This window comes from Streptomyces sp. NPDC020490 (genome assembly GCF_044335305.1).
Classification (GTDB): domain Bacteria; phylum Actinomycetota; class Actinomycetes; order Streptomycetales; family Streptomycetaceae; genus Streptomyces.
Window position 1 is genome coordinate 209,407 of record NZ_JBIRUY010000002.1, and the last position, 22,305, is coordinate 231,711.

The 22,305-nt window shown below is 71.4% G+C and carries 15 protein-coding genes; 6 read left to right on the forward strand and 9 right to left on the reverse strand.

Annotated features, from left to right (window positions below; genetic code table 11):
• Nucleotides 1-150: 150 nt before the first annotated feature.
• The 4 genes from ACH4ZX_RS04450 to ACH4ZX_RS04465 form a co-directional block, all read right to left on the reverse strand.
• The gene (locus ACH4ZX_RS04450; protein ID WP_398267310.1) at nucleotides 151-1,164 is read right to left on the reverse strand and encodes an EcsC family protein; all 1,014 of its coding nucleotides are present in this window, start codon (nucleotides 1,162-1,164) and stop codon (nucleotides 151-153) included.
• Nucleotides 1,165-1,388: 224 nt separating this feature from the next.
• Nucleotides 1,389-1,823, reverse strand: a complete 435-nt coding sequence (locus tag ACH4ZX_RS04455; RefSeq protein ID WP_398267313.1) for a hypothetical protein — start codon at nucleotides 1,821-1,823, stop codon at nucleotides 1,389-1,391.
• The gene (locus ACH4ZX_RS04460; protein WP_398267316.1) at nucleotides 1,823-4,261 is read right to left on the reverse strand and encodes an AAA family ATPase; all 2,439 of its coding nucleotides are present in this window, start codon (nucleotides 4,259-4,261) and stop codon (nucleotides 1,823-1,825) included. The genes ACH4ZX_RS04455 and ACH4ZX_RS04460 overlap by 1 nt, the downstream gene beginning before the upstream one ends.
• 241 nt (nucleotides 4,262-4,502) lie before the next feature.
• A complete protein-coding gene (locus tag ACH4ZX_RS04465; protein ID WP_398267319.1) occupies nucleotides 4,503-5,048 on the reverse strand; it encodes an ATP-binding protein in 546 nt (181 codons plus the stop codon).
• A gap of 149 nt (nucleotides 5,049-5,197) precedes the next feature.
• Between ACH4ZX_RS04465 and ACH4ZX_RS04470 the strand changes: the two genes are divergently transcribed.
• Both ACH4ZX_RS04470 and ACH4ZX_RS04475 read left to right on the forward strand, forming a co-directional pair.
• Nucleotides 5,198-6,139, forward strand: a complete 942-nt coding sequence (locus ACH4ZX_RS04470; protein ID WP_398267321.1) for a helix-turn-helix domain-containing protein — start codon at nucleotides 5,198-5,200, stop codon at nucleotides 6,137-6,139.
• Nucleotides 6,136-6,351 carry a DUF397 domain-containing protein gene (locus tag ACH4ZX_RS04475; protein ID WP_398267324.1) on the forward strand — a complete coding sequence of 72 codons (216 nt, stop codon included), beginning with the start codon at nucleotides 6,136-6,138 and terminating at the stop codon, nucleotides 6,349-6,351. The genes ACH4ZX_RS04470 and ACH4ZX_RS04475 overlap by 4 nt, the downstream gene beginning before the upstream one ends.
• Nucleotides 6,352-6,410: 59 nt before the next feature.
• Here the strand turns inward: ACH4ZX_RS04475 and ACH4ZX_RS04480 are convergent, their stop codons facing one another.
• Genes ACH4ZX_RS04480 through ACH4ZX_RS04495 form a run of 4 tightly spaced genes read right to left on the reverse strand, consistent with a single transcriptional unit; the run spans nucleotide 6,411 to nucleotide 14,662 of the window.
• Entirely contained in the window at nucleotides 6,411-9,689 is a 3,279-nt protein-coding gene (locus ACH4ZX_RS04480) for a type I restriction endonuclease subunit R (protein ID WP_398267327.1), read from the reverse strand.
• Nucleotides 9,686-10,882, reverse strand: coding sequence for a restriction endonuclease subunit S (locus ACH4ZX_RS04485; RefSeq protein WP_398267330.1), 1,197 nt, complete (start codon nucleotides 10,880-10,882; stop codon nucleotides 9,686-9,688). The genes ACH4ZX_RS04480 and ACH4ZX_RS04485 overlap by 4 nt, the downstream gene beginning before the upstream one ends.
• Nucleotides 10,875-12,497: a type I restriction-modification system subunit M gene (locus tag ACH4ZX_RS04490; protein ID WP_398267333.1), complete on the reverse strand. Its 1,623-nt coding sequence runs from the start codon at nucleotides 12,495-12,497 to the stop codon at nucleotides 10,875-10,877. The genes ACH4ZX_RS04485 and ACH4ZX_RS04490 overlap by 8 nt, the downstream gene beginning before the upstream one ends.
• Before the next feature lie 17 nt (nucleotides 12,498-12,514).
• Complete coding sequence (locus tag ACH4ZX_RS04495; RefSeq protein ID WP_398267336.1) at nucleotides 12,515-14,662, reverse strand: hypothetical protein; 2,148 nt, start codon at nucleotides 14,660-14,662, stop codon at nucleotides 12,515-12,517.
• Nucleotides 14,663-14,902: 240 nt separating this feature from the next.
• On the opposite strand from ACH4ZX_RS04495, the gene ACH4ZX_RS04500 reads away from it, so the two are divergent.
• The 4 genes from ACH4ZX_RS04500 (at nucleotide 14,903) to ACH4ZX_RS04515 (ending at nucleotide 20,056) form a co-directional block, all read left to right on the forward strand.
• On the forward strand, nucleotides 14,903-15,538 hold the full coding sequence (locus tag ACH4ZX_RS04500) for a hypothetical protein (RefSeq protein WP_398267339.1): 636 nt from the start codon (nucleotides 14,903-14,905) through the stop codon (nucleotides 15,536-15,538).
• A gap of 258 nt (nucleotides 15,539-15,796) precedes the next feature.
• Nucleotides 15,797-16,441: a hypothetical protein gene (locus tag ACH4ZX_RS04505; RefSeq protein WP_398267342.1), complete on the forward strand. Its 645-nt coding sequence runs from the start codon at nucleotides 15,797-15,799 to the stop codon at nucleotides 16,439-16,441.
• A 170-nt stretch (nucleotides 16,442-16,611) separates the two neighbouring features.
• Nucleotides 16,612-17,373 carry a hypothetical protein gene (locus tag ACH4ZX_RS04510; protein ID WP_398267345.1) on the forward strand — a complete coding sequence of 254 codons (762 nt, stop codon included), beginning with the start codon at nucleotides 16,612-16,614 and terminating at the stop codon, nucleotides 17,371-17,373.
• 67 nt (nucleotides 17,374-17,440) lie between these two features.
• A complete protein-coding gene (locus tag ACH4ZX_RS04515) occupies nucleotides 17,441-20,056 on the forward strand; it encodes an NACHT domain-containing protein (RefSeq protein ID WP_398267348.1) in 2,616 nt (871 codons plus the stop codon).
• Here ACH4ZX_RS04515 and ACH4ZX_RS04520 read toward each other — a convergent pair.
• Nucleotides 20,045-22,303 (reverse strand): hypothetical protein, encoded by a 2,259-nt coding sequence (locus ACH4ZX_RS04520; protein WP_398267351.1) that lies wholly within the window; start codon nucleotides 22,301-22,303, stop codon nucleotides 20,045-20,047. The two genes, ACH4ZX_RS04515 and ACH4ZX_RS04520, sit on opposite strands and share 12 nt — an antisense overlap.
• Nucleotides 22,304-22,305 lie beyond the last annotated feature (2 nt).

A 22,305-nucleotide genomic window follows, 5' to 3' on the forward strand; every position in this document is an offset into this window, starting at 1 on the left:
CGGCCCGCCAACTTCGGCGACGTCTCAGGCGAGGGAACCCCGGGGCCACGCCAGGTGACAGGTGGCGCGAGACGTGGTGGCCGTCACAACCGCCGGCCCGCCCGCAGCTGGGGCCCGCAGAGGCTGATACGTGGACCCACCGGCCATCACTTACACGGCGTCGGTCTGGAGATCGTCGTCCCAGTCGGTCGCCAGTGCGGCCGGCAGCGGCAGCCCGTACTTGTCGCACAGGAAGCGGGTCTGGCAGTACCGCTGGGCGTCGGCGGCCACTCTGCCGAGAACCGCGGAGTTCATGCCGGCACCGATGAGGACGCCCACGAACGGCACGACCTTGGCGACGTTCTTGACCGGCACCCTGGAGCCGGCCGGACCCAGTTGCTGCATCAGCTTCTCCAGAGCCGCCACGAGGCGGTGGTCCTGACGGAGCTTTTCCGACCATCTTATTCGTCCTTTGAGCGCGTCCGCCGCCCGTGCGGTGTCACGCAATGGCTTGGCCTTGGCCGCCTGCGCCATGAAGGACCGCTGTACCAGGCGTTGGATGAAGTCCTGCTCGTCGGGGTCTTTGGCGTCGTAGCCGTAGGAGTACGCTGTGCGCGCTGCTATCGATGTGCTCAGGACCTGGACGACGAGGATGTCCGCTGTCATCGCAACGGGGATACCGGCGACGGGGACCATGGCCAGCAGGCCCATGGCGCCGCCTTCGACCGCGCCGGTGGTCCGCCATTTGAGGGTGTTGCGGGTGAGCAGCCGGTCGCAGACCTTGAGGTCGTGCTGCCGTAGTTCGGTGTAACTGTCCAGGTCGAGGCCTCGCTTGCGTGCGAGCTTCTCGACGTTCTTCGGGTCGTTGAGTTCCAGGGCCGACTCGTTGACCAGCTCGAGCAACGCTGCTGCCCCTGCGAGCGCCGGTCGTAGGGCCGTGTCGGCGACCGCGTCGCCTGCGCGACGGATCGGTTCCGTGACCGACTCCGGCACAGCGTCCGTAACCCGTCTCACGGCGTTTCCCGCGACCTCACCGGTGCGTTCGAGCGCGGCGCTCGCCCAGTTCGGCAGACCACGGCGGTTGTTGCGGCGCCCCCAGTGCTCGTTGAGCGTGTCCCATACCTTCCCCTCGTACTCGCTCATCGGGGTTGCATCATCGACGAGCGGGTCAGCGTCAGTGCTCATTGAGGTTCTCCAATTCGAATGTGATCGCTGGGCCACCACGGTGCCCTACCGGCCGACCGGTGGATGAAGTGTCGTAGGGCTTACGGGCCGTGGAACACCGATCTCCGTGGGAATGCACGTGTCTCTGCTCCAACCCGGCCGAGACGCCTGGAGATTACACGCGGCGTTCGGCCAGGCACCGGCGGTTCGCCGCGCATCGGCGGCCGACGGTGTGGGGTGCGCTTTCAGGTGCGTTCGGCGTCCGTCTGCTGAGAGGTGTGCCGGGTGGCTCCCGGCGTGTCGAGTTCCGCGAGGAGGCTCTCGACGGCGGACCGCCAGGCGCGTACCTGGGTGTGGCTCGGGCCGAGTTCGTCGTGGTGGTACTTGCAGCCGGCGCTGAGCCCGCTCCACAGGGCGTTGACGCGGTGGGCCAGGTCGGGGCCCGCGTAGTGGCGCAGGCAGAGGAGCTTCGCGCGCATGCTGCGGACTTCGCCGAGTCCGGCCTCCCGGGCCGTGAGGGCCGCGTCGACGGCCGCTTCGAGAGCGATCCGGAGGGCGTAGGCCGCGCCGCGGTCGCGGCCTGCCGGGGTCAGCGGGCCGCCCAGGGTCTCGGAGAGGAGGGCGTCGGCGGTCGCGAGGAGTGCGGTGGAGCCGGCGGGAGTGGCGGGGGTGGCGGGCATCAGGCGTTCACCTCGGGCTTGCGGATCCGGTGGGCGAGGTCCTCGATCTTCCTGACGAAGGCGACCGGGTCGGGCGGGAGGAATCCGCCGGGGTGGGCGCCCATCTGGCACTGGTGGATCAGCGTCGTGCTCTCGTGGCCGTACAGGGCGCGCAGGCGGGTCCTGACCTCCTCGTCGGGGTGGATGCGGCCGTCGTCGAAGAGGGCGAAGGACGCGAGGGGGAGGAGTCGCTCGGTCCGGTCGATGGCGGCCTGGAGGCTGTCGGCGGACTGCCCGGTGCGGCTGCGGCGGAGCCAGGCCGCTTCGACGATCGCCTTCGCCAGGGCCTCGCGGCACAGCGACGGCAGGACGTTGCGCAGGGCCGTCGCGGGGCAGTTCTCGGTGTGCGCGAGGGCCATGGCGTCGTCGATGGCCTCCTTGACCGGATCGGTCTCGGACACGATCCTCACCTGGGACTTCTCGCCGCGCTCCACCTTCAGCACGGTCACCGGCAGGCCCTGGCTGCGGAAGGCGTGCGGGAGGCGGGTGTCGTGGGTGAAGACGACGACCTGCCGTTCGCGGCCGAGTTCGTCGAGCACCTGGGCCAGGCCGTCGACCTTCGCCGGGTCCATGGACTGCACGGGGTCGTCGATGACGACGAAGCCGAAGGGGCTGTCGGCGGTGGCGGCGCGGGGCAGGAACAGGGAGAGGGCGAGCGAGTGCAGTTCGCCCTGGCTCATCACGCTCAGGGCCGGGGCCTCGGTGTCGTCGACGGTGACGTCCATGACCAGCTTGCGTACGTTCGCCCGCTCGCTGCCGTGCAGGCCGACCTTCCTCAGGTCGACGCTGCTCTGCTGGCGGAGCTTCTCCCAGATGCGCTGCGTGTGGTCGGCGAAGGCGTCGACGCGGAGGTCGCGGATCTCGGTCGTGAGGTTCTTGATCCAGTTGAGGGCCGCGTTGACCTGCCTCTTCCGCGGCTTGGCCGTGCCGGCCTCGCGGGAGAGCTTGGTCCACTCGGTCAGCAGGTCGACGACCTCGCGCCAGCGTTCGTCCTTGGCCGCCAGTTCCGCACGCGCCGTCCTGGCCACCACCTCGCACGCGTCCGCCAGCGTCACCGCCGCCCGGAACGCGCGCTCGGCGAGCTCGGCCGGATCGGTGATCCGCCGGCACTCGCTCCAGGCCGTCCACGGTTCCGCGAGCGCGGCCGGGAACTCCTGCGGCACGACGACCAGGTCCTGCACGGTCCGCATCGCGGCGCGCACGGCGGCCTCCGCCCCGCGTACCGCCTCGGCCTCCCGCAGCAGCGCGGCGATCTCCGCCTCGGCGCGGGCGGCCCATGCCCGGTCGAGGACCTGCTCGGTGCCGCACACCGGGCAGGCCGTGTCGTCGGCGTGCCGGTCGCTGTGCGCGAGGGCCGCCTGGAGCAGTTCGGCCCTGCCGAGGGCGTCCGCGGCCGCGGAACCCTTCAGGTCCTCGGCGTCGGCCAGGGCGCGCTGCAACGCGTCGACGGCCGCGCCGACCCGGTCGAGGTCGGGACCTTTGGCGTCGGCCTCCAGACGCGCCTCCCGCAGGCGGCCCTCGTCGGCCGTCGGCACGCCGGCGATCAGGGCGTCGAGCGTGGCGTAGTCCGGGCCACCCCTCTCCTCCACCGCCACGAGGGCCCTGAGCGCGCGGTCGTCGTGCTCGACCGCCTCCAGGGCCGCGAGCAGGACCGGCTTCTTCTCCTTCTCGGCCTTCTCGACGGCTTCGAGTTCCTTCCGCTGCTCCGTCAGCCGCCGCGAGGCCGCGTTGAGGTACTCCAGCCCGAGGATGCCGGCGATGCTGTCGTACATCTGGGACGGCTTGCCGTTGATCATGTTGCCCAGGTCGGCGTACGACAGGAACGGGCGATGGTTCCGCGTCGCCTGCTCCCAGCCGGCCTGCTCCAGCGGCACGGTGCCGTGTCCCGGCCGCTTGAGCACGGCCTCGGAGCCGGTGAACGCGTCGCCGGTCCAGGTGCGGGTGAGGGTGCCCGGGGACGGGTCGCCCTCGACCATCAACTTGGCCTCCACGCGGGTGGGTTCGTCGTGGTGCAGGTTGCGCCAGCGGACGGCGCGGTTCGGGTGCTGTCCGGAGCAGTGCGCGTTGGTTCCGGTGAACAGCGTCTCGACGGCCTCGGCGATGCTCGACTTGCCGGAGCCGTTGCGTCCGACGACGAGCGTGACGCCGGGCTTCGGCCGCAGATTCAGCCGTGCTTCCGAACCGACGCCGCGAAAGCCGGTGACGGTGACCTTCCCCAGGTAGACGCGTCCGGCGGAGGTGCGGGCGCCGCCTGCCGCGGAGGGCTCGGAGTCGCCGAGTGCCTCGCGGATCAGGGTCTTCACCGGGTCGGTGAGCTTCCGGTCCCCTGCCAGCCGGGCCGCGACGAGCTCGGGCAGCGGCAGCGCGTTGTCGGGGGTCTGTTCCGTCGTGTCGTCCATGAGGTGTCTCCCGTGATTCCCGTACTGACGTGGAAGGGGCGAGCACCGACAGGCACCTGGGGAGCGGGCGGACCGCTGGGGCGCCTGTCGACGGACTGAACCGTAGGAGTGGTCGGGTCTTGCTTGGTGTCTTGTCTGTGATAACCGCAGTTATCACGGCAGTTGATGGCATGAAGTGATCACTGCGAGGTGGGGAGAGACCCTGTTCGCCCGCCTCGTGATCAGTGAGCGATCAGTCGGCTCACCCTCTCGCCTCGCCGGTTCGCCGCCGAGTCCGGGCCGGGAACGCGTACTCGGCCCAGACCGTCTTGCCGGGACCGTCCGGGCGCGGGTGCCAGTCCCAGTGGGTCGCGAGTTGCGATACGAGGAGCAGCCCACGGCCGGCTTCTTCCGCGTCGGGGACGTCCGGCGGGGCGGTGGGGCGGCGGGGGTGGCGTTCAGTGCGGGTGTCGGTGACCTCGACGCGTACGGTGCGGTCGTCGGGGGCGGCTTGGAGGCGGAGGTGGAAGTCCCGGCCGGGGACGTGACCGTGCTGTACGGCGTTCGCGCTCAGCTCGGCGACGATCAGCACGATCGCGTCATGCGCGTCGGTGCCGTACGGGATGCCCCACCCGTCCAGGCGGACGGCCGCGAGACGGCGGGCGAGCCGGGCTCCGCGAGGTGTGGAGGTGAAGCGCATCTCGAAGGTGTGGCGGTGTGGTGGCTGGGGCGCCTTCAAGGGGGTTGAGGGGGCGGTGGGTTGGACGGTGCCGGTGGGATTGGCGGGATTGATGGGTTTCGTCGTCATGCCCCTCAACGTCTCGTTGGTCGCGTAGCGTGACCAGTGGTGACGCAGCGACAGGGGCTGGCTGTACGCGCACTGTACGCACGAGTCGGAGCTGCGGGCCGTTACGGCTTCCCATGCGGGGGCGTTGGGCTCCAAGAGGCGGTGGTGAGATGGCTGAGCGCAAGGGTGCGGCGGCGGGGGCCGAGGCGGCTTCCGGGGAACACGGAGACCGGGACGGCGCGGGAGTGGCGGTGGTGAGTCTCGGGGACGGGTGGGAAAACGACGACGGGGCCGGGCGGCGGCCGGAGGACGAGGCGGGGCGCGGTGTCGTCGTCGCGTTCGGGCAGACCATGAAGACCCTGCGGCTCCGGGAGGGGCTGGAGCGCGAGGAGTTCGGCAGGCGGCTCGGGTACTCGGCGTCCACGATCGCGTCGTTCGAGCAGGGACGGCGGATCCCGTCACCCCGGACCATCGAGCGGGCGGACGAGGTGCTGAGGGCGGGCGGGTTGCTGTGCCTGTGGAAGGAGCAGGTGGAGCGGGCTCAGTATCCGGTGTTCTTTCAGGGGATGGCGGTGTTGGAGAAGGAGGCCATTGAGCTGGTCGCCTACGACACGCTCGTGGTCAAAGGGCTGCTCCAGACCGAGGAGTACATGAGGGCGGTCCTCGCTATGAGGCGTCCTCCCCTGGATGAGGAGACCATCGAGCTGCGGGTGACGGCACGGCTGGCCCGGCAGGACATCTTCGATCGTCGGCCTGCTCCGCTACTGAGCTTTGTGCTGGATGAGGCGATCCTACGGCGTCCCTACGGAGGTAAGGCCGTGCTGCGCGGGCAGTTGGAGCACCTGCTGCTGATCGGCCAGAAGCGCAATGTCGAGATCCAAGTCATGCCGGTGGAGCGCGAGGACAACGCCGGTGTGAACGGACCGTTCACCGTCGTCACGCGCAAGGACGGCAAGAAGTTCGTGTACGCCGAAGCACAGGGAATCGGCTCTTTGCAGACCGACCCGGAGCAAGGGGTTCTGGCCGCCGCCCGTTATGGGATTATCCGATCACAGGCTCTCAGTCCGCGAGAGTCACTGGAGCTCATCGAAGGGTTGCTGGGATCGCTATGAACAACGCTGAGTCCTCGACCGTCGCCTCCGGCCTCGCCTGGTTCAAGAGCAGCTACAGCGGAACCGAGGGCGGTGATTGCGTGGAGATCGCGACCGGTACGGCAGCCGTGCACGTCCGGGACTCCAAGGCCGTAGCCGGTCCGGTCCTCACCGTGTCGCGTAAGGCGTGGGCGGGATTCGTCGGGCTGGCCTCGTCGGAGGGGCGTGTCTGACGCTCGTACGGTTGTGAGAGCCCTGCCGGCCTGGGTTTCGGTCGGCAGGGCTTTCGCGTTCAGTTCTCCGGGACCCCGTTGACGGACCACTCGTTGGCGAAGTGCTCCATCTGGCGGAGGACCAGGTCGATGGCCTCCTTCTGCTGGTCCGGCGGGTAGTTGTTGCGGGCCAGGAGGCGCTTGATGGTGCTGCGCAGGCGGGCGCGGACGGACTCGCGGGCTATCCAGTCGGGCTTGAGCTGGCGGCGGACCTCGGTGACGAGTTCGCGGGCGATGCCCGCCAGGACCTCGTCGCCCATCAGCGAGCGCGCTGTGCCGTGGTCGGCGACGGCGTCGTAGAAGGCGAGTTCGCGCCAGTTCAGGGGCGGGTCGAACTTCTCGCCCCGGCGGGCGTCGGCGGCGACCTCCTTGGCCATCTCGACCAGTTTGGCGATGAGTTCGGCGCTGGTGTACTGCTGGCGCATGTAGCGCACCATCAGGTCCTGGAGGCGTTCGGAGAACGTGGTCTGCCGGACGATGTTGTGCCGGGTGACCTCGCGCATCTTCCGCTCGACGAGCCGCCGCAGGGCCTCGGCCGCCAGGTGCGGGGTCTCGCTGTTCTGGAGCTGGGCGACGAGCGCGTCGGTGAGGTGGGTGAGGTCGGCGGTCTCCAGCCCGGCTTCGGCGAACAGGTCGGTCACGCCGCCCGTCTCCACCACCGACGAGGTGAGCTGGGCGAGGTAGAGCTCGACGTCGCGGGCCACGGGTAGGCCGCGGGCCTCCCGCTCCATGGCGTCCAGCTTGGCCATGTAGGCGCGGACCTCGGCGAAGAACTGGATGTGCCGCTTCCAGGCCGGCTTGTCCGCGAACCGGCTCCCGACCTCCTTTGAGCTGCCCGCCAACGCCCAGAAGCGTTCCAGGCGGTAGGCGTGGTCGCGGAAGCGGCGGCCCAGGGTCTGGCGCGGGTCGTCGAGCTGGTCGGGGTTGTTGCCGGGGGTGCGGGGGTCGCGCAGGTGGTTGGCGGTCTTCAGGGCCGCGTCGACGAAGGCGCGGGGGCCGGGACGGTCGATCAGGGGTTCCCAGGCGAAGCCGCGCAGGATGCCGGTGAGGACGTCGTACTCGTTGCGCAGTTCGTCCAGTGCGCGTTCGACGTCCTGGCCGAGGGTGCGGTCGCGCTGGTCGGCCTCGGTGTACTCGGCGATGGCCCGCTGGAGGTTCTCGGTCAGCGGGGCGTAGCCGACGAGGAGGCCGTCCTCCTTGCCGCGAAAGCGGCGGTTGACCCGGGCGAGGGCCTGCATGAGGTTGGCGCCCTTGAGCGGCCGGTCCAGGTACATGGTGTGGATCGGCGGGGCGTCGAAGCCGGTCAGGAGCATGTTGTTGACGATGAGCAGTTCCAGCTCGTCGTCGGGGTCCTTGGCCCGGTTGATGACCGTCTTGCGGCGGCTGTCGGTCAGCGCGTGGGCGAGCAGCGCGTCCGAGTCCTTGCGGGAGTTCGACGAGAAGACGATCTTCATCGTGCCCTTCTCGAACTCGTCGCTGTGCCACTCGGGCCGCAGCTCGCGCAGGGCGTCGTAGACGCGGACGCAGATCTCGCGGGTCGCGCACACCACCATCGCCTTGCCGGGCGCACCGCCCGACTCGGAGGCGCCGACGAACGGCTTCATCCGTTCCCGGCGGGCCTCCCAGTGGTCCACCAGGTCGGCGGCGAGGTCCCTTATGCGGGCCGGCGCGCCGTACATCGCGTTCATCGTCGCCACGGCCTGTTCGACGCGGCGGCGTTCGGTGTCGTCGAGGCCGTCGGTGATCCGGTCGGCCTCCTCGTCGATGGTGGTCGGGTCGATGTCGCGGTCCAGGACGAGCTGGATCACGCGGCTCTCGTGGTAGACCTTCACGGTCGCGCCGTCGTCGGCGGCGCGCTTGAGGTCGTAGACGTCGATGTAGTCGCCGAACACCTCGCGGGTGTTGCGGTCGGCCTCCGAGATGGGCGTGCCGGTGAAGGCGAGCAGCGTGGCGTGCGGGAGCGCGTCGCGCAGGTGACGGGCGAGGCCGTTGAGGTCGTCGTAGTGGCTGCGGTGGGCCTCGTCGACGATCACGACGATGTTCCGGCGGTCGGAGAGCATCGGGTGGTCGGTGCCCGACTCCCGCTCCTCCTTCGTCTTGCCGAACTTCTGGAGCGTGGTGAAGAGGATCCCTCCCGTCCTCTTCGCCGCCAGCTCCTCGCGGAGTTCGGCGCGGGTGACGACCTGCTTGGGCGTCTCCGGGAGGATCTCGCTCTCCTGGAACGTCGAGTAGAGCTGGTCGTCGAGGTCCGTGCGGTCGGTGACGACCACGACGGTGGGGTTCAGCAGGGCCGGGTCCCGCATCACCAGGGTGGTGGTGAGGACCATCTCCTCCGACTTGCCGGAGCCCTGGGTGTGCCAGACGACGCCGGCCTTGCCGTCGCTGGCCGAGGCCGTGCGGACGGCGTCGGCGGCGCGGGTGACCGCGTGGTACTGGTGCGGCTTGGCGATGCGCTTCATCCGCTTCGAAGGGACGAAGTTGATGAAGGAGTGGACCAGTTCGAGGAAGCGGGACTGGGTGAACAGGCCGTGGATCGCCAGGTTCTGCCCCGACTCCGCGAAGCCGTCGGCGGTGAGCGGGTCGACGCGGGCGCCGAACTCGTCCGTGTTCCAGGGGGCGAAGTGCTCGTAGGGGGTGAACGGCGTGCCGTACTTCGCGGTGATGCCGTCGGAAAGCAGGACGACGGTGTTGTAGCGGAAGGCGGTCGGGAACTCCTGGACGTACCGCGCCACTTGGGCGTGCGCCGTCTGGAGCGTCGCGTCCTCGTCGCCGGCGCGCTTCAGCTCGATGACGGCGAGGGGGAGGCCGTTGACGTACAGGACGACGTCGAAGCGGCGATTCCTGTCGCCGTCGATCACCGTGACCTGGTTCAGGGCACGGTAGGTGTTCGCGTCCGGGTCGGTCAGGTCGACGAGGCGGATCGTGGGGTTGTGCTCGGCGCCGAAGGAGTCGGTGTAGGTGACGGAGCGTATGCCGGTGGTGAGGTGGCGGTGGGCGGCCCGGTTCTCCTCGTAGGTGTCCTGGGAGCCGGGGGTGGCGGCGGTCGTGACGGCTTCGTGGACGGCGTCCGGGGGCAGGTCCGGGTTCAGGCGCTCGATCGCGTCCCGGAGGTCCGGGTAGAGGATCAGGTCGTCCCAGGACTTGCGGTGCCCGGACCCGGGCGCGAACTCGTTACCGGACGCCGGCAGCCAGGCCAGTTCGGCCAGTTCGTCGAGGGCGAGGACTTCCCAGTCGGCTTCGGTGGGGCGGTGGTGGGATGTGTCGTCGGGCTCGTTTCCGTCGTGATGCGTCGCTGTCATGTGGCGTCCTCGACAATCTTCTCGGCGTCCTTGACGCGGAGGCGACCGGACATGAGTTGGGGGAGGAGGGTGTCGCGGAGGCTGGCGAGGGCCCGGTTCTCTTGTGCGGCATGGGCAGCAGCAGCGTGGAGGGCCGCGGCTTTCTGAGCGAACACCGCCATCTCCGTCGCGTGCGGCAACCGGATCTGCATAGCCTTGAAGTTCTTGCGGCTGAGCTCCAGGAAAGTGGAACCGTTGGCCAAGCTGATCATCTCGTCCACACGGGAGCGCATCTCATGCAGGAGCCACCAACGCATTTCCTCGCTCGGAGGCAGCACCACGATGAACCCCTGATTGACGGCTGCAGGAACCTGCGGCAACGCGAAGGCGCCGATAGTGGCGCGAGAGGTCATGAAGATGGATTGCGCGGAATAAAGCTGGGAGGCACAGTTATCAAGGCCCAGTTCCGTGATGTTCCGGCTCGTCTCGAACAGATAGGGGGAAGCAAGAGCCGTCACGTCGGAGGGAGTGGTCCAACAGATGTCTCCACCCCAGTACTCGTCCACCTTGGTGCTCGGAGTTCCCCCGCCAGCGACCCCGGCAACGGAGCCGAAGGTCTCCTCACTGAGAACGAGACCGCTTGCTACCCGAAGGAACTCTGTATCAGCCAGGTCGACAGCCGTGGCGGCGATGCGCTCGTTGACGGCGATTTTGTCATCCAGCGCCCCAATGACACCGACCACAGCATCACGTTCTACCCTCGGCGGCAGAGGCACCGGCAGTATACGTAGGTCCTTAAGATTCAGCGTGGCCTGGACCGTCGTATTGAGACGGTCTCGCATATAGCGCTGCGCACCTTCGGATTCAAGATAGTACCGCAGCCAACGAGGGGAAACGTCCGACTTCGGACGCAACACCCCGATAGCTCTGGCCACATTCCACCCAGCCAGTTCTGGGGGGGCAACCGCCACCTGTCCCGTGGAACCAACCAACGTCAGAAGGAGCTCTCCGCCTTGAAGGCGCGTCCTCACATACTTAGATTCAATCTCGGGCGACACTCGAAGCGGCTCTCCGACGTCCACACTGCCGTTGCGTACATCCTTCACCCGCACAATAGGAACACCGGACGCCTGAGCCTGCCCAGGCTGCACAATTCCGTATGAAATGGTACTGTTCAAGAGCGCCTCAAGCGGAACCTCTTTCCATTCAGACACCGATTCCCCCCAACTGCTCGCGCACCGTCTTCTCCAACTCCGCCGACTTGTCAAACAGCTCGTACAGTTCCTCGGTCAGCTTGCTGATTCGGTCGACAACAGCCTCCGTGTCCTCCTCCTCCGCCTCGACGGCCCCCACATACCGCCCCGGCGTCAGTACATACCCGTGCTCCCGTACCTTCTCCAGGTCGGCCGAGTAGCAGAAGCCAGGCACGTCCTCGTAGGTCAGCCCCGCCTCGCGCGCCGAAGCCGTGCCACGCCACGCGTGATAGGCGTCGGCGATCTTCCGGACGTCGGCCTCCGTGAAGATGCGTTCCGTGCGGTCGGCCATCTCGCCCACTGACCGGGCGTCGATGAACAGGATCTCGCCCCGCCGGTCGTCCAGCCGTCGCGCGCCCTGCGGCGACTTGTCCTTGGACAGGAACCACAGGCACGCCGGGATCTGCGTCGTACGGAAGAGCTGCGACGGCAGCGCCACCATGCACGCCACCAGGTCGGCCTCGACCAGCGCCTGCCTGATCTCCCCCTCCCCGCTCGACTGGGAGCTCATCGAGCCGTTCGCCAGGACGATGCCGGCCGTTCCCCTCTCCCCCAGCTTGGAGATCATGTGCTGGAGCCAGGCGTAGTTGGCGTTGTTCTTCGGCGGGACCCCGTACTTCCACCTCGGGTCGGTCTCGTCCCTCGCCCAGTCCTTGATGTTGAAGGGCGGGTTGGCCATCACGTAGTCGGCCTTGAGGTCCGCGTGCTTGTCGTCGGCGAAGGTGTCGCCCCAGCGGGCGGCGAGGTTGCCGTCGATGCCGTGGATGGCGAGGTTCATCTTGGCCAGGCGCCAGGTGCGCTCGTTCAGCTCCTGGCCGAAGATCGAGATGTCGGTCTTGTGGCCCTTGCCTCGGTGCGCCTCGATGAACTTGGCCGCCTGGACGAACATGCCGCCCGAGCCGCACGCCGGGTCGTAGACCCGCCCCTCGTACGGCTCCAGGATCTCGACGATCAGTCGGACGACGGAGCTCGGCGTGTAGAACTCGCCGCCCCGCTTGCCCTCCGCCCGCGCGAAGTTGCCGAGGAAGTACTCGTACACCTCGCCCAGCAGGTCCTGCGCCGGCTTGTCCTCGCTGCCGCCGAAGCGGGCGTCACTGATCAGGTCGACGAGTTCACCGAGGCGCTTCTGGTCGACGCGGTCCTGGTTGAAGATCTTGGGGAGGACGCCGGTGAGGGAGGCGTTCTCCCGCATGATGGCGTCCATCGCCTCGTCCAGGAGCTTGCCGACGCCCTGGGCCTTGGCGTTGGCGGCGATCCAGGACCAGCGGGCGGTCTCCGGGACCCAGAAGACGTGGGCGCCGGTGTACTCGTCGCGGTCCTCCAGGAAGTCGTCGAGACGGTCCTCGGAGATGCCGTCCTCGACGAGTTCCTTGGCCAGTTCGGTGCGGCGCTCCTCGAAGGCGTCCGAGACGTACTTCAGGAAGATCAGGCCGAGGACGAACTCCTTGTACTGGGCGGCGTCGATGGAGCCGCGCAGTTTGTCGGCCGCCTTCCAGAGGATGTCCTGGATCTCCTTGGCGGTGGAGGCGGTGAACAGCTCCGCCTGATCGGCGGGCTTCTTCTGGCGTGGAGGCATCGGGTGGGCCGTCTCCTTCAGTGGGTGTCGTTGTGCGGGAGGTGCTGGATGGTGAGCGTGCCGTCGGCCATGCCGGCCGCCATCACGCGGGTCAGGTCGTCGAGCGCGGCGGTCTGCTCGCGCAGCAGCGCCGCCCGGTTCTCGATCTCGGTGAGGACGGCCTCGTACAGGTCGGCCTCGGCCCGGCTCAGGTCGGGGACGACCAGGTCCTCGATACGGCGCGACGCGCGGACGGCGCCGCTGGTGCGGGCGTGTTCGGCGGCGGCCGCCCGCAGCAGCGCGGCCAGCACCCGGGGTCGTACGGGCGGGTCGGCGTCGGGGTGGACGCGCAGGATGCGGGCCGGGGCCGCGACCAGGGAGACGCCCTCCGTGTCGACGTGGACGCCGAAGTGCGGGTGCGCGGTGACCACCAGGTCGCCGGGCTCGGTGAACTGGGCGTGCTCGTAGGCGGTCAGGAGGATGCCGCGGTCCATGCGGCGGCTTCCGATGCGGGCGGTGCCGAGGATCTCCTCGGGGGTGAGGACCGGGTAGTGGCCGTCGGGGGTGAGGTGTTCGGGGGCGAAGCGGTGGCCGGGGCGGCGGCGCAGGCGGCGGGTGCGCAGGAGGCTGCCGACGGACGTACGGCGTACCGGCCGGCTCTCGGGGCGCAGCTCCGCCTGGGCGTGCAGCCGGAGTTCGGCGTCCCGCGCACGCTCCTGAAGCTCGCTCAGGTGGCGTTCCAGGTCCGCGATGACCGCCGGGCGTTCGACGACCGTCCGGGTGTGGCGGGCGGCGAGCGTGCGGTGCTGCGGGGTGAGCGCGGCGCCGGGGCGCTCGTCGAGGTGGGTGCCGAGGACGATGGCGGCGTGGCGGGGTTCGTGGCGCGGGTCGGGGGTCCAGCCGGAGGTGCGCCATATCGCGATGTCCTCGGCGAGGCCGTCGAGGACGGGCCCGGTGAGCGGCTGGGCGGAATAGTCGGCCAGGAGGACGAGGCCGGTGCGCTGGTCCTCGGGGACGCGCGCGAGGACCCAGACCGCCGTGCGGTAGCCGGGGCGGTAGGCGTAGGCGCCGTCGGGGAGGCTGATCGCGGCCTTGAGTAAACCCGGCTTCAGGAAAGAGCGGCGCAGGCGGTCGGCGTCACCGTGCCGGGCGAGCGGGCCGGTGAGGACGTCGGCTGGGCCGAGGACGACGGCGACGGCACCGGGGCCGAGGTGGTCGGTGAGGGCGGCGACCTGCTCCAGGACGGCTACCGGGTCGCGGGTCTCGGCGGCCTCGTAGGGCAGGGCGCAGACGAGGAGGTCCGGGGAGCCCCACTCGTCCTCTTCGGCGGACAGCTCCTCGCCCTCGGCGACGTCGAGCCGGAACTCGTACACCCCGCGCACCAGCATCCGCCGGCGCACCAGGCGCACCCGGGCCGGGTCGGGGTCGGCGGCGAGGTAGACGTGCGCCGACTCCTCGGGGGCGTGGTCGTGCAGGGCGGCGGGGAGGTCGCCGGTGCGGGCGTGCGGGACGGCGATCACCGCGCCCTCGGCGAGGGTGTCGACGCCGGACAGGGCGACGAGGGCGCGGACCACGGCCGGGGTGGGCTCGTCGGCGGCCAGGTCGCGGGAGCCGAGGCGGTGGCAGGCCTGGAGGATCCAGTCGAAGGCCTCGGCGGGGTTGTAGGCGGCGTCGATCAGTTCGTCGGCGAGGGCGGCGAGGGCCGGGCCGGTGTGCTCCGGGTCGGGCAGGGCGCGCAGCTCGGAGAGGAGGAACCGGTCGTCGGGGTCGAGGTCGGCGGCCCGTTCCAGGACGGTGTTCCAGGGGCGGCCGTCGGCGACCGGGGCGTCGAGCTGCTGGTGCAGGCAGACCAGCGAGGTCAGCGCGCCGACCAGCACGGACGCGGGCAGCGACGGGGTGCGCCAGGCGGCCAGGGTGTGCAGGGCCAGCTCCGCACGGAGCCGGCGCGGGTCGGTGTTGCCACGGCCGGTCGACGCGAGCCAGTCGACGACGGCGCGGGCGTCGAACAGGGGGCGTCCGTCCTCGTGGGCGACGGGCACGGGGAAGTCGGAGTGGCGGCGGGCCCAGGTGGTGGGCACCGGGCGCTTGACCTGGGCGAGAGCGGCGATCTCGGCGTATGTCATCCGCCAGGTCGGCATCTCGGGCAGGATGGCGGAGGGCGTCTTCGCGGCCGTGTGCGTGGTCATCGGACGTGTCCCCCTTCTCCCCTTGCTCCCCTTGGGTCGTCGACACCCGGCGTTGCCGCCTCCGTGTCTCGTGGTCCCCCCGTCTTCACGGGGAGGCAGCAGCAATCTACAGCGAGCCGGGAAGTCGAGTGTGAACTCGGCTGATAATACGGGTTATCAGGGTCTTCATCGCCGTCGCCCCGGAGCAGCGGGCACCTTGTGGTGACCGCCAGCCACGACACCGAGCGAAGGATCGCCACGATGGACCACACGCCGCCCGTCCCGCCCAGCACTCCGCAGCCCTCCGGGCCCGGCGGCGCACCGAGCTGGAACGCCGCACCGCCCGTGCCGGGCCCGCCGGCCGGTGTCGGTCCGTATGCGACGGGGCAGCCGACGGGGCCGAAGCCGTCGCGCCGCAAGGCCTGGCTCACGCACGGCGCGACCGCGTTCGTCGCGCTCATGGTCGGCGTCGGCATCGGCAACGACGGGGACTCCGGCGGTACGGACGACTCCGCCGCCCCCGCCCCGGCCGTCACCGTCACCAAGACGGCGGCCGCCGAGAGCGGCGGGGGCGCCGAGCCGAAGCCGGCCGTCACGGTCACCAAGAAGGTCACGGTCAAGCCGAAGCCTGCCAAGAAACCCGGAGCGGCCACCACGGTCGAGGGCGACGGCCAGTACCTCGTCGGCGAGGACATGCGGGCCGGCACCTACAAGACCGCCGGGCCGGACCCCGACAGCCTCATCGAGAACTGCTACTGGGCCCGCACCAAGGACGCCTCCGGGGAGTTCGAGGCGATCATCGCCAACGCCAACCTCCAGGGGCAGGGCCGCGTGACGGTGAACAAGGGCGAGTACTTCGAGACCAACGGCTGCCAGAAGTGGACCAAGGTCGGCTGACCGGCCCCCGTACGCCGCCGCGCTCGTGGGGGGACGCGGCGGACCACGGGCGGGGGGGGGGGGGGGGGGGCGCCCCCCCCCCCCCCCCCCCCCCCCCCCCGGGGGGCCGCCCCCCCCCCCGCCCCCCGCGGGGGGGGGGGGGGCCGGGGGCGCCCCCGGGGGGGGGGGCCGGGGGCCCCCCGCCCCCCCCCCCCACCCCTCCACTCGCCTGCCGCATCCCCGTACCGCCTCGCCTTCGTGCAGAGAGGAAGCCCCGCGATGTCCACCCCGGAGCAGCAGCCTCACACCCCTCCCCCGGGACCGGATCCGGCCCCGGACACGGTGACGGAAACGGTCTGGGAAGCGGCCGCAGACTCGGTCCCCGCCCTGCCCGACCACCCGCCGGCCATCTCCGTCTCCCGCTGGTCGCGACTGTCGCGCGGCGCCGTCCTCGTGATCGGTGCCGGTCTCGGGGCCGCCGTGGTGGGGGCCTGCTGGACGGGGGTCTCACTCGTCGGCGGCGAGGAGGCCGGCGCGCCCGCGGCCGGTGCGGGCGGTCCCCGTTCCGCGACCGCCGGACGGGCCGAGGGGGCGGACGGGCCGTTCAGCACCGACGGGACCCTCACCGTCGCCGGGATCGGTGCGGGTCTCGACGCCGGGGAGTTGTGCTCCGGCACCGGCGGCTACTCCGACATCGGCTTCGGCACGCAGGTCACCGTCACCGACGCCGACGGAACCCTCGTCGCGATGGGCAGCCTGGGGCTCGGGGAGAAGACGGAGCAGGGCTGCGAGTTTCCCTTCACCGTCGACGACATCACGCCGGGCTCGAAGTTCTACACGGTCGAGATCTCCCACCGTGGCGGCCTCACCCAGACCGAGGAAGAACTGCGCGCGGGCGGCCTCGCGTTCACCCTCGGCGACTGAGCCGGATCACCCGACGCCGTCGGTGGCACACGACCCCGTGGCCGACTGCGCCCTCATGGACGGTGCCCTCGGGAAGGCCCGGACTATGGTGGCTGACCATGCGGTCAGGACAGCCGTCGGGCGGCGGGGGTGGTGGGAATCGGGCGAAGGCCGTTGCGGTCGCTGCGGCCATGGCCGTGATCGTGGTCGGCGGTGTCGCCGGCTCGCTGCTCCTGGGGGACGGCGACGCCGGCGGCGGCAGCAGCACGAAGGCGTCGGCGGGTGCGCCGCACAGTGCGACGGCATCGGCGTCCGGCGGCGTGGCGGAGAAGCCGACCGTCCCGGGGTGGAAGGTCGTCGTCAACCCCGAGTGGGGCACGGCCTTCGATGTGCCGCCGGACTGGGACGTCAGGTCGCCGGGCCTGTTGCTCGGCTTCGACGACCCCAAGGCCGACGACGGAGGGCCCGAGAGCGGGGGCAAGTTCCTCATCGCCATGAGCGCTCCGGCGATCTACCGGGACAACCTGTGCCTGTCCGACACCGACAAGGACGGGCGCGTGGAGAGCACCGCGCTGGCGGTGGCGGGCACCAAGGGGGCCAAGGGGGCCAAGGGCACCGGCGATGCCGCCCTGCGCCAGGCGCGCGCGTGGGTGTACGCCGGTTACACGCAGCCCGACAGGAAGAGCATCGTCTCCGGCAGGACGGCGAAGCCGTACACGACCAGGTCCGGCGTCGAGGGCAGCATCGCCTGGGCCCGGTCCGAGAACACGCCCCAGAAGGACAAGTGCGCGACCGACGGCAAGGCCGTCGCCTTCGGTTTCCGGAACTCCGCGGGTGGCCTCGTCGCGTGGTGCCTGTTCGGCGCCAGGGGCGTGAAGGGCGAGCTGCCGGACTCGACGGTCATGAAGATCCTCAGCACGGTGCGGCTGCACGGGAAGCCGACGGAATCCTGAGCCGGCATCAGTGACGGCGTGGTGACGATGAGTACAGTGGGAAGGGCGACGACGGGGGCGGGCGTAGATGTCGAGGCAGACGGGGTCGGGCGGTCGGCCGGAGATCACCAACACCGCGGTCGACTGCACTGCCGAGTACCTGATCCAGATCGGGATCCTCCAGGGCGACCTCAACATCAGCCTGCGGGTGGACGCTCCCGATGACGACGCCCCGCTGGCGGCGGCCGAGCGGAGACTCGCGCGCAGCCTGCTGTACCGCTGGCGGGCCGAGGCCGACGCCTGGGACATGACCGACCCACAGCCGCTGCCCGTGCGCTGGACGCCCAGCCACCGGGTGACGTCCGCCGGGGAGTACATCCCGGCGGGCTCCGGTACGGACACCATCGCCGGGGCGTTCCTGCGGCTCGGCCCCCGGCGGCGGCTGGTCGTGCTCGGCACCGCGGGGTCCGGCAAGACCGTCCTGTCCGTGCTGCTCACCCTCGAACTGCTCGCCCGTCGGCTCACCCAGGGCGAGCACGAGGTACCGATCCCGCTCGTGCTGTCGCTGGAGTCCTGGGACACCCGGCGGCAGTCGCTGACCGAGTGGCTGGTGGACCGGCTGCACCAGGACCACCCCGGTCTGCCGCCCGTGGACGGCGTGCACCCGGCCCGCCGGCTGGTGCTCGACCGGCGGGTGCTGCCCGTCCTCGACGGCCTCGACGAACTCCCCCGGCACCGCCGCGCCGAGGTCCTCGACGTCCTCAACTCCGGCCTCGGCGGCGACGGGGACGCCGTGCTCGTCTCCCGCACCGCCGAGTACGCCGAACTCGACGGGCAGGGCAGGGGCCTGCGGCACGCCACGGTCATCGAGTCGCTGCCGCTGCGCCCGGACGAGGTGGCCGACTACCTGCGCAGGGCCCGGCCGCGGGCCCGCGCCGACGCCTGGGCCGGTCTGCTGGACACCCTCCGCGCCCAGCCCTCCGCACCGGTCTCGTGGGCCCTGACCAGTCCCCTGATGGTGTGGCTGGTGCGCCGCTCCTACGAGCAAACTCCGGCCGATCCGGGCGAGTTGGCGGACCGGGGGCGTTTCCCCACCCGGGAGGCCGTCGAGGCGCACCTGCTCGACCGGATCGTGCCCGCCGCGTTTCCGGCCCGGCCGCCGGAGCCCGGCCGGCTGCACCCGCCCCGCGCCTGGGACACCGAACGGGCCGACGCCTGGCTGTCGTACCTGGCGCTGCTGCTCAGCCGCCGGGAGGAGTCCGAGCTCGCCTGGTGGCGGCTGTACGCGGCGCCGTTGCCGCGGCTGCTCGCGGTGCCCGCGCTGATGGCGGCCGGCATCCTGCTCTCGTTCGTCATCCGGGCGCCCATGTCCGGTTATGCGCAAAGCTCCGGGCTGGGCGACATCAGTGTCACGACCGACGTGATGTTCGGGGTCGTCCTGGCGGCGCTCGCCCGGTCCGTCACCGCGGGCTGGTTCGGCCAGCGGCTCGCCGAGCCCCGCCGCAGCGCCAACCCGCTGCTGTTCATCCACGCCCTGCGCTCCGTCGACCGGCACGCGCGGGTCGGCCCGCAGGTCCGCCTCGCGGCGCTCACCGGCGGCCCCGCCCTCGTCGTCCTCCTCCTCGGGCTGTACGCCTTCTGGACGCCGGACCCGGCCCTGGTCATGCTCGCGATCGGTACCGTGCTGCCGATCCTGCTGATGGTCGTGTACGCGGCGCCCGCCGACACGGTGGACGCCGCCACCCCCGGCGAACTCCTGCGCGGCGAACAGACCGCGCTCGTCACGACGGTGACGCTCGTGGCCCCCCTCATCGGCGCCGGCGCCGGTTCGTTCTTCTGGCTCGACCCGCGCGGTTCGGGCAGCTGGTGGCCGGCGTTCGGGGCCTGGGCCGGTGCGTCCGCGATGTTCGTGCTGCTCAGTCCGTGGAGCCGCTGGATCCTCGCCAAGTGCTCGCTGGCGGCGACCGGACGGGTGCCCTGGGCGCTGATGACCTTCCTCGGGGACGCGCGGACGGCGGGCCTGCTGCAACTGTCGGGCGGCACGTACCGGTTCCGCAACCGCAGGCTCCAGGAGCATCTGGCGGAGCGGCGCGCCCGGGAGCGCGGCACGGCGGCCGTACCGGAGCCGCCGCGGGTCCCCGCGCTCGCGGACGCGCGGCACTTCACCGTGCAGAGCACCGCGGACCGTTACCACCTCCGTGGGCGCTCCCGCAGGCTGCCGCTGGCCCACTGGGCGGTGCTGGGCCCGCTCATGGCCGTCTTCCTGGTGCGCTTCACCGTGACCGGTCAGTGGCACCAGCTCCCCGCCTGGGCGGCGATGCTGTTCCTGCCGTTCCTCGGCGTCCTGGTCACCGTGATCGGGTTCCTGATGCCGCGCCGGCGGATCGAGCTGGAGGTCACCCGGGACGGCGTCACCTCCGTCACCGGGCGCAGGCGCCGGTCCTACACCTGGCGGCACGTGGAGGAGATCACCGTGCGCCGGGTGATCTTCCGGGGCCGGGACGCGGGCTTCTACGCGCTCCAGGTCCGGCCGGCCCCCGACGCCCCGCGCCCACCGCGCCGCTCCCGCCTGGGCGACGGCTGGTACCTGGTGCTGCCGCTCGGCCTCACCCCGCAGATCGACGACCGGCTCGGCAGCGCGCTGGCCGGGTTCGCCGGGCCGCGCTGGACGCACGGGACAGGGCCCCGGCCCTCAGCAGAGTGACTCGGACGCTCCGGCGGCCGTGAGCAGGGCCAGGCAGCGGGACGTGACCGTGTGCCCGTCCTCGGTGGCGTCGACGGCGTAGGCGGCCGGGGCGTGGCCCGTAGCGTCGCCCGGTGCCGTGATCCGCCAGCGCGCCTCGTACGTGTCCTGGGCCCGCAGCACGCGCGGCGGGCGTCCCACGAGCGTGGCGTGCCAGCCCGCGGGCAGCAGGGGCGGCCGTACGACGATGGCGAGGTCGCGGGCGGTGGTGTTCTCGACGCGGAGCCGTCCGCCGTCGGCCGGGTGCAGGCGCAGGGCGTCGGAGCTGGTCCAGCGGATGTTGAACTCGCGCAGGCGTTGCTCGTTCTTGTCGTCCTTGTCCCACGAGGAGCCGACACCGATGCGCAGCGAGTCGACGGTGTGCCGGTAGGGGATGTCGTAGCCGTACGTCCTGGCGAGGCCGTACTTGCCGCCTCCCACCGTGCGGGCGTGCCAGTCACCGGAGTCGAGACTCCAGACGGTACGCGCGCCGACCTGGCCCTCGAGGTCGAACCGCGGCGAGAGGATGCCCTCGACGGTGTCCGGGTCGAAGTCGACCGAGACCTCGCTCAGCGGCAGCGACATCCCGAAGTCGACGCGCAGCCAGTTGTCGGTCTTCGGCGCGCCGGTGACCGACCAGTATCCGGTGTGCCCGGGCAGCGCCGCCGAGGGCGGGTGTCCCGGGTCCGCGTAACTGGCGCTCAGTCGCGGCCAGTCGGGGGTCGCGGCGGCCATGAGGTCGACCTGGTGTACGGAACTGGTCAGCGGATGGCGCCACTTGTCGTAGGCGGCGGGCAGACCGAGCAGCGCCCGCGGTGGCAGGGCGCCCGCCTGCAGCAGGACCAGGACGAGCGGCACGGCCACGAACCCGGCGAGGTGGGCGAGCAGCAGTCCGTGGCGGGGCACGCGGTGGCGCGGCAGCCGCACCACGGCACCTCCGGGACGGCGCACGGGCGGTGGGGCGACGGTCCCGCCCGGGCCCGGGGTGCCGCGCGTCCCGGCCAGCCACTGCGGGACCCCGGCGAGCGCGGAGGCCGGGACGCAGCGCACCGGGATGCCGGTGGCGTCGAGGGCGCGCAGCAGATGGCCGCCGTCGGCCGCCGCCAACTCGGCGCGTACGGCGGTGTCGTCGCCCTGGGCGGCCCGGGTGTACAGCAGCGCGAGACGGCGTGGGCGGCGGCGCGCGGGCAGGGCGTTCACGACGTGCAGGACGCGGGTGACGGCGTGCACGGCGGCGCTGTGCGCGGCCGGGTCGTCCACCACCAGCAGCAGCCCGTCGGCCCGGCCCAGGATCTCCAGCCGGGCCACCGACTCCTGGCTGCGGTAGGCGTCACCGGACGGGTCGAACCACAGCAGGGGCGAGCGGCCCGCGCGTACCAGCGGCGGTTCGCTCCCGGGCGGGGCGCCCAGTGCGGTCAGGCCCTGCCGGTGGACGCCGGTGCGCTGCGCGGGCGGGCCGCCGACGAGTACCACCACGCGGGCCCGCTCGTATCCGGCGGGCAGCGGGTTCCGGCAGTGCGGGCAGCAGGCGTCCAGGCGGCGGACGCCGAGGACGGCGGGGAGGCGGGTGCCGCAACGGCAGCGGTGGTGCAGCGCGCCGTACCGGTTCGGGGTCAGCGCGGCGTGCCGGGCGCCGCAGCGGGGGCACAGGCGTACCGGCAGCTCGACGGTGCGTCCGCAGTCGGCGTACGGGCACGGGGCCGGACCGGGGCGCAGTGCGCGGCCCGCCCGGTCGACCGCGGCCCAGATCAGCCACCACAGGGCCCACAGCGCGCGGCACAGGGCCCAGCACAGGAGCGAGGAGAGCAGCGGGAGGATGCTCAGCGCGGTCGCGGTCAGGACGGCGGCGGTCATCGAGACGACGAGGACCGGGGCCATGACGGCCGTGAGGAAACGCTGTCCCCAGGTCGGGCCGTGCCGCGACTGGCGGGCGAACCCTGCCACGCAGTGTTCCACGAACCGCTCGGCGTCGCCGACCAGCCGGGTGTGCTCGTCGAGACCGTCCCACCAGGCCGCGCGCAGGTCCCGCAGCGCGGTGACGCGGAAGTAGGCGGGGACGGCAGGTTCGCCGTCGGGGGCCGCCGCGACGGCCGCGGCCGTACCGAACGTCCGCCAGACGATGCCCAGTTGGGACAGCACGAGACGCGGCAGGGTCACCAGCAGACCGTGGGCGACGGTCAGCGCGGCCAGCAGGACGATCATGATGAGCAGAGCGGCGGGGTTGGCCACGG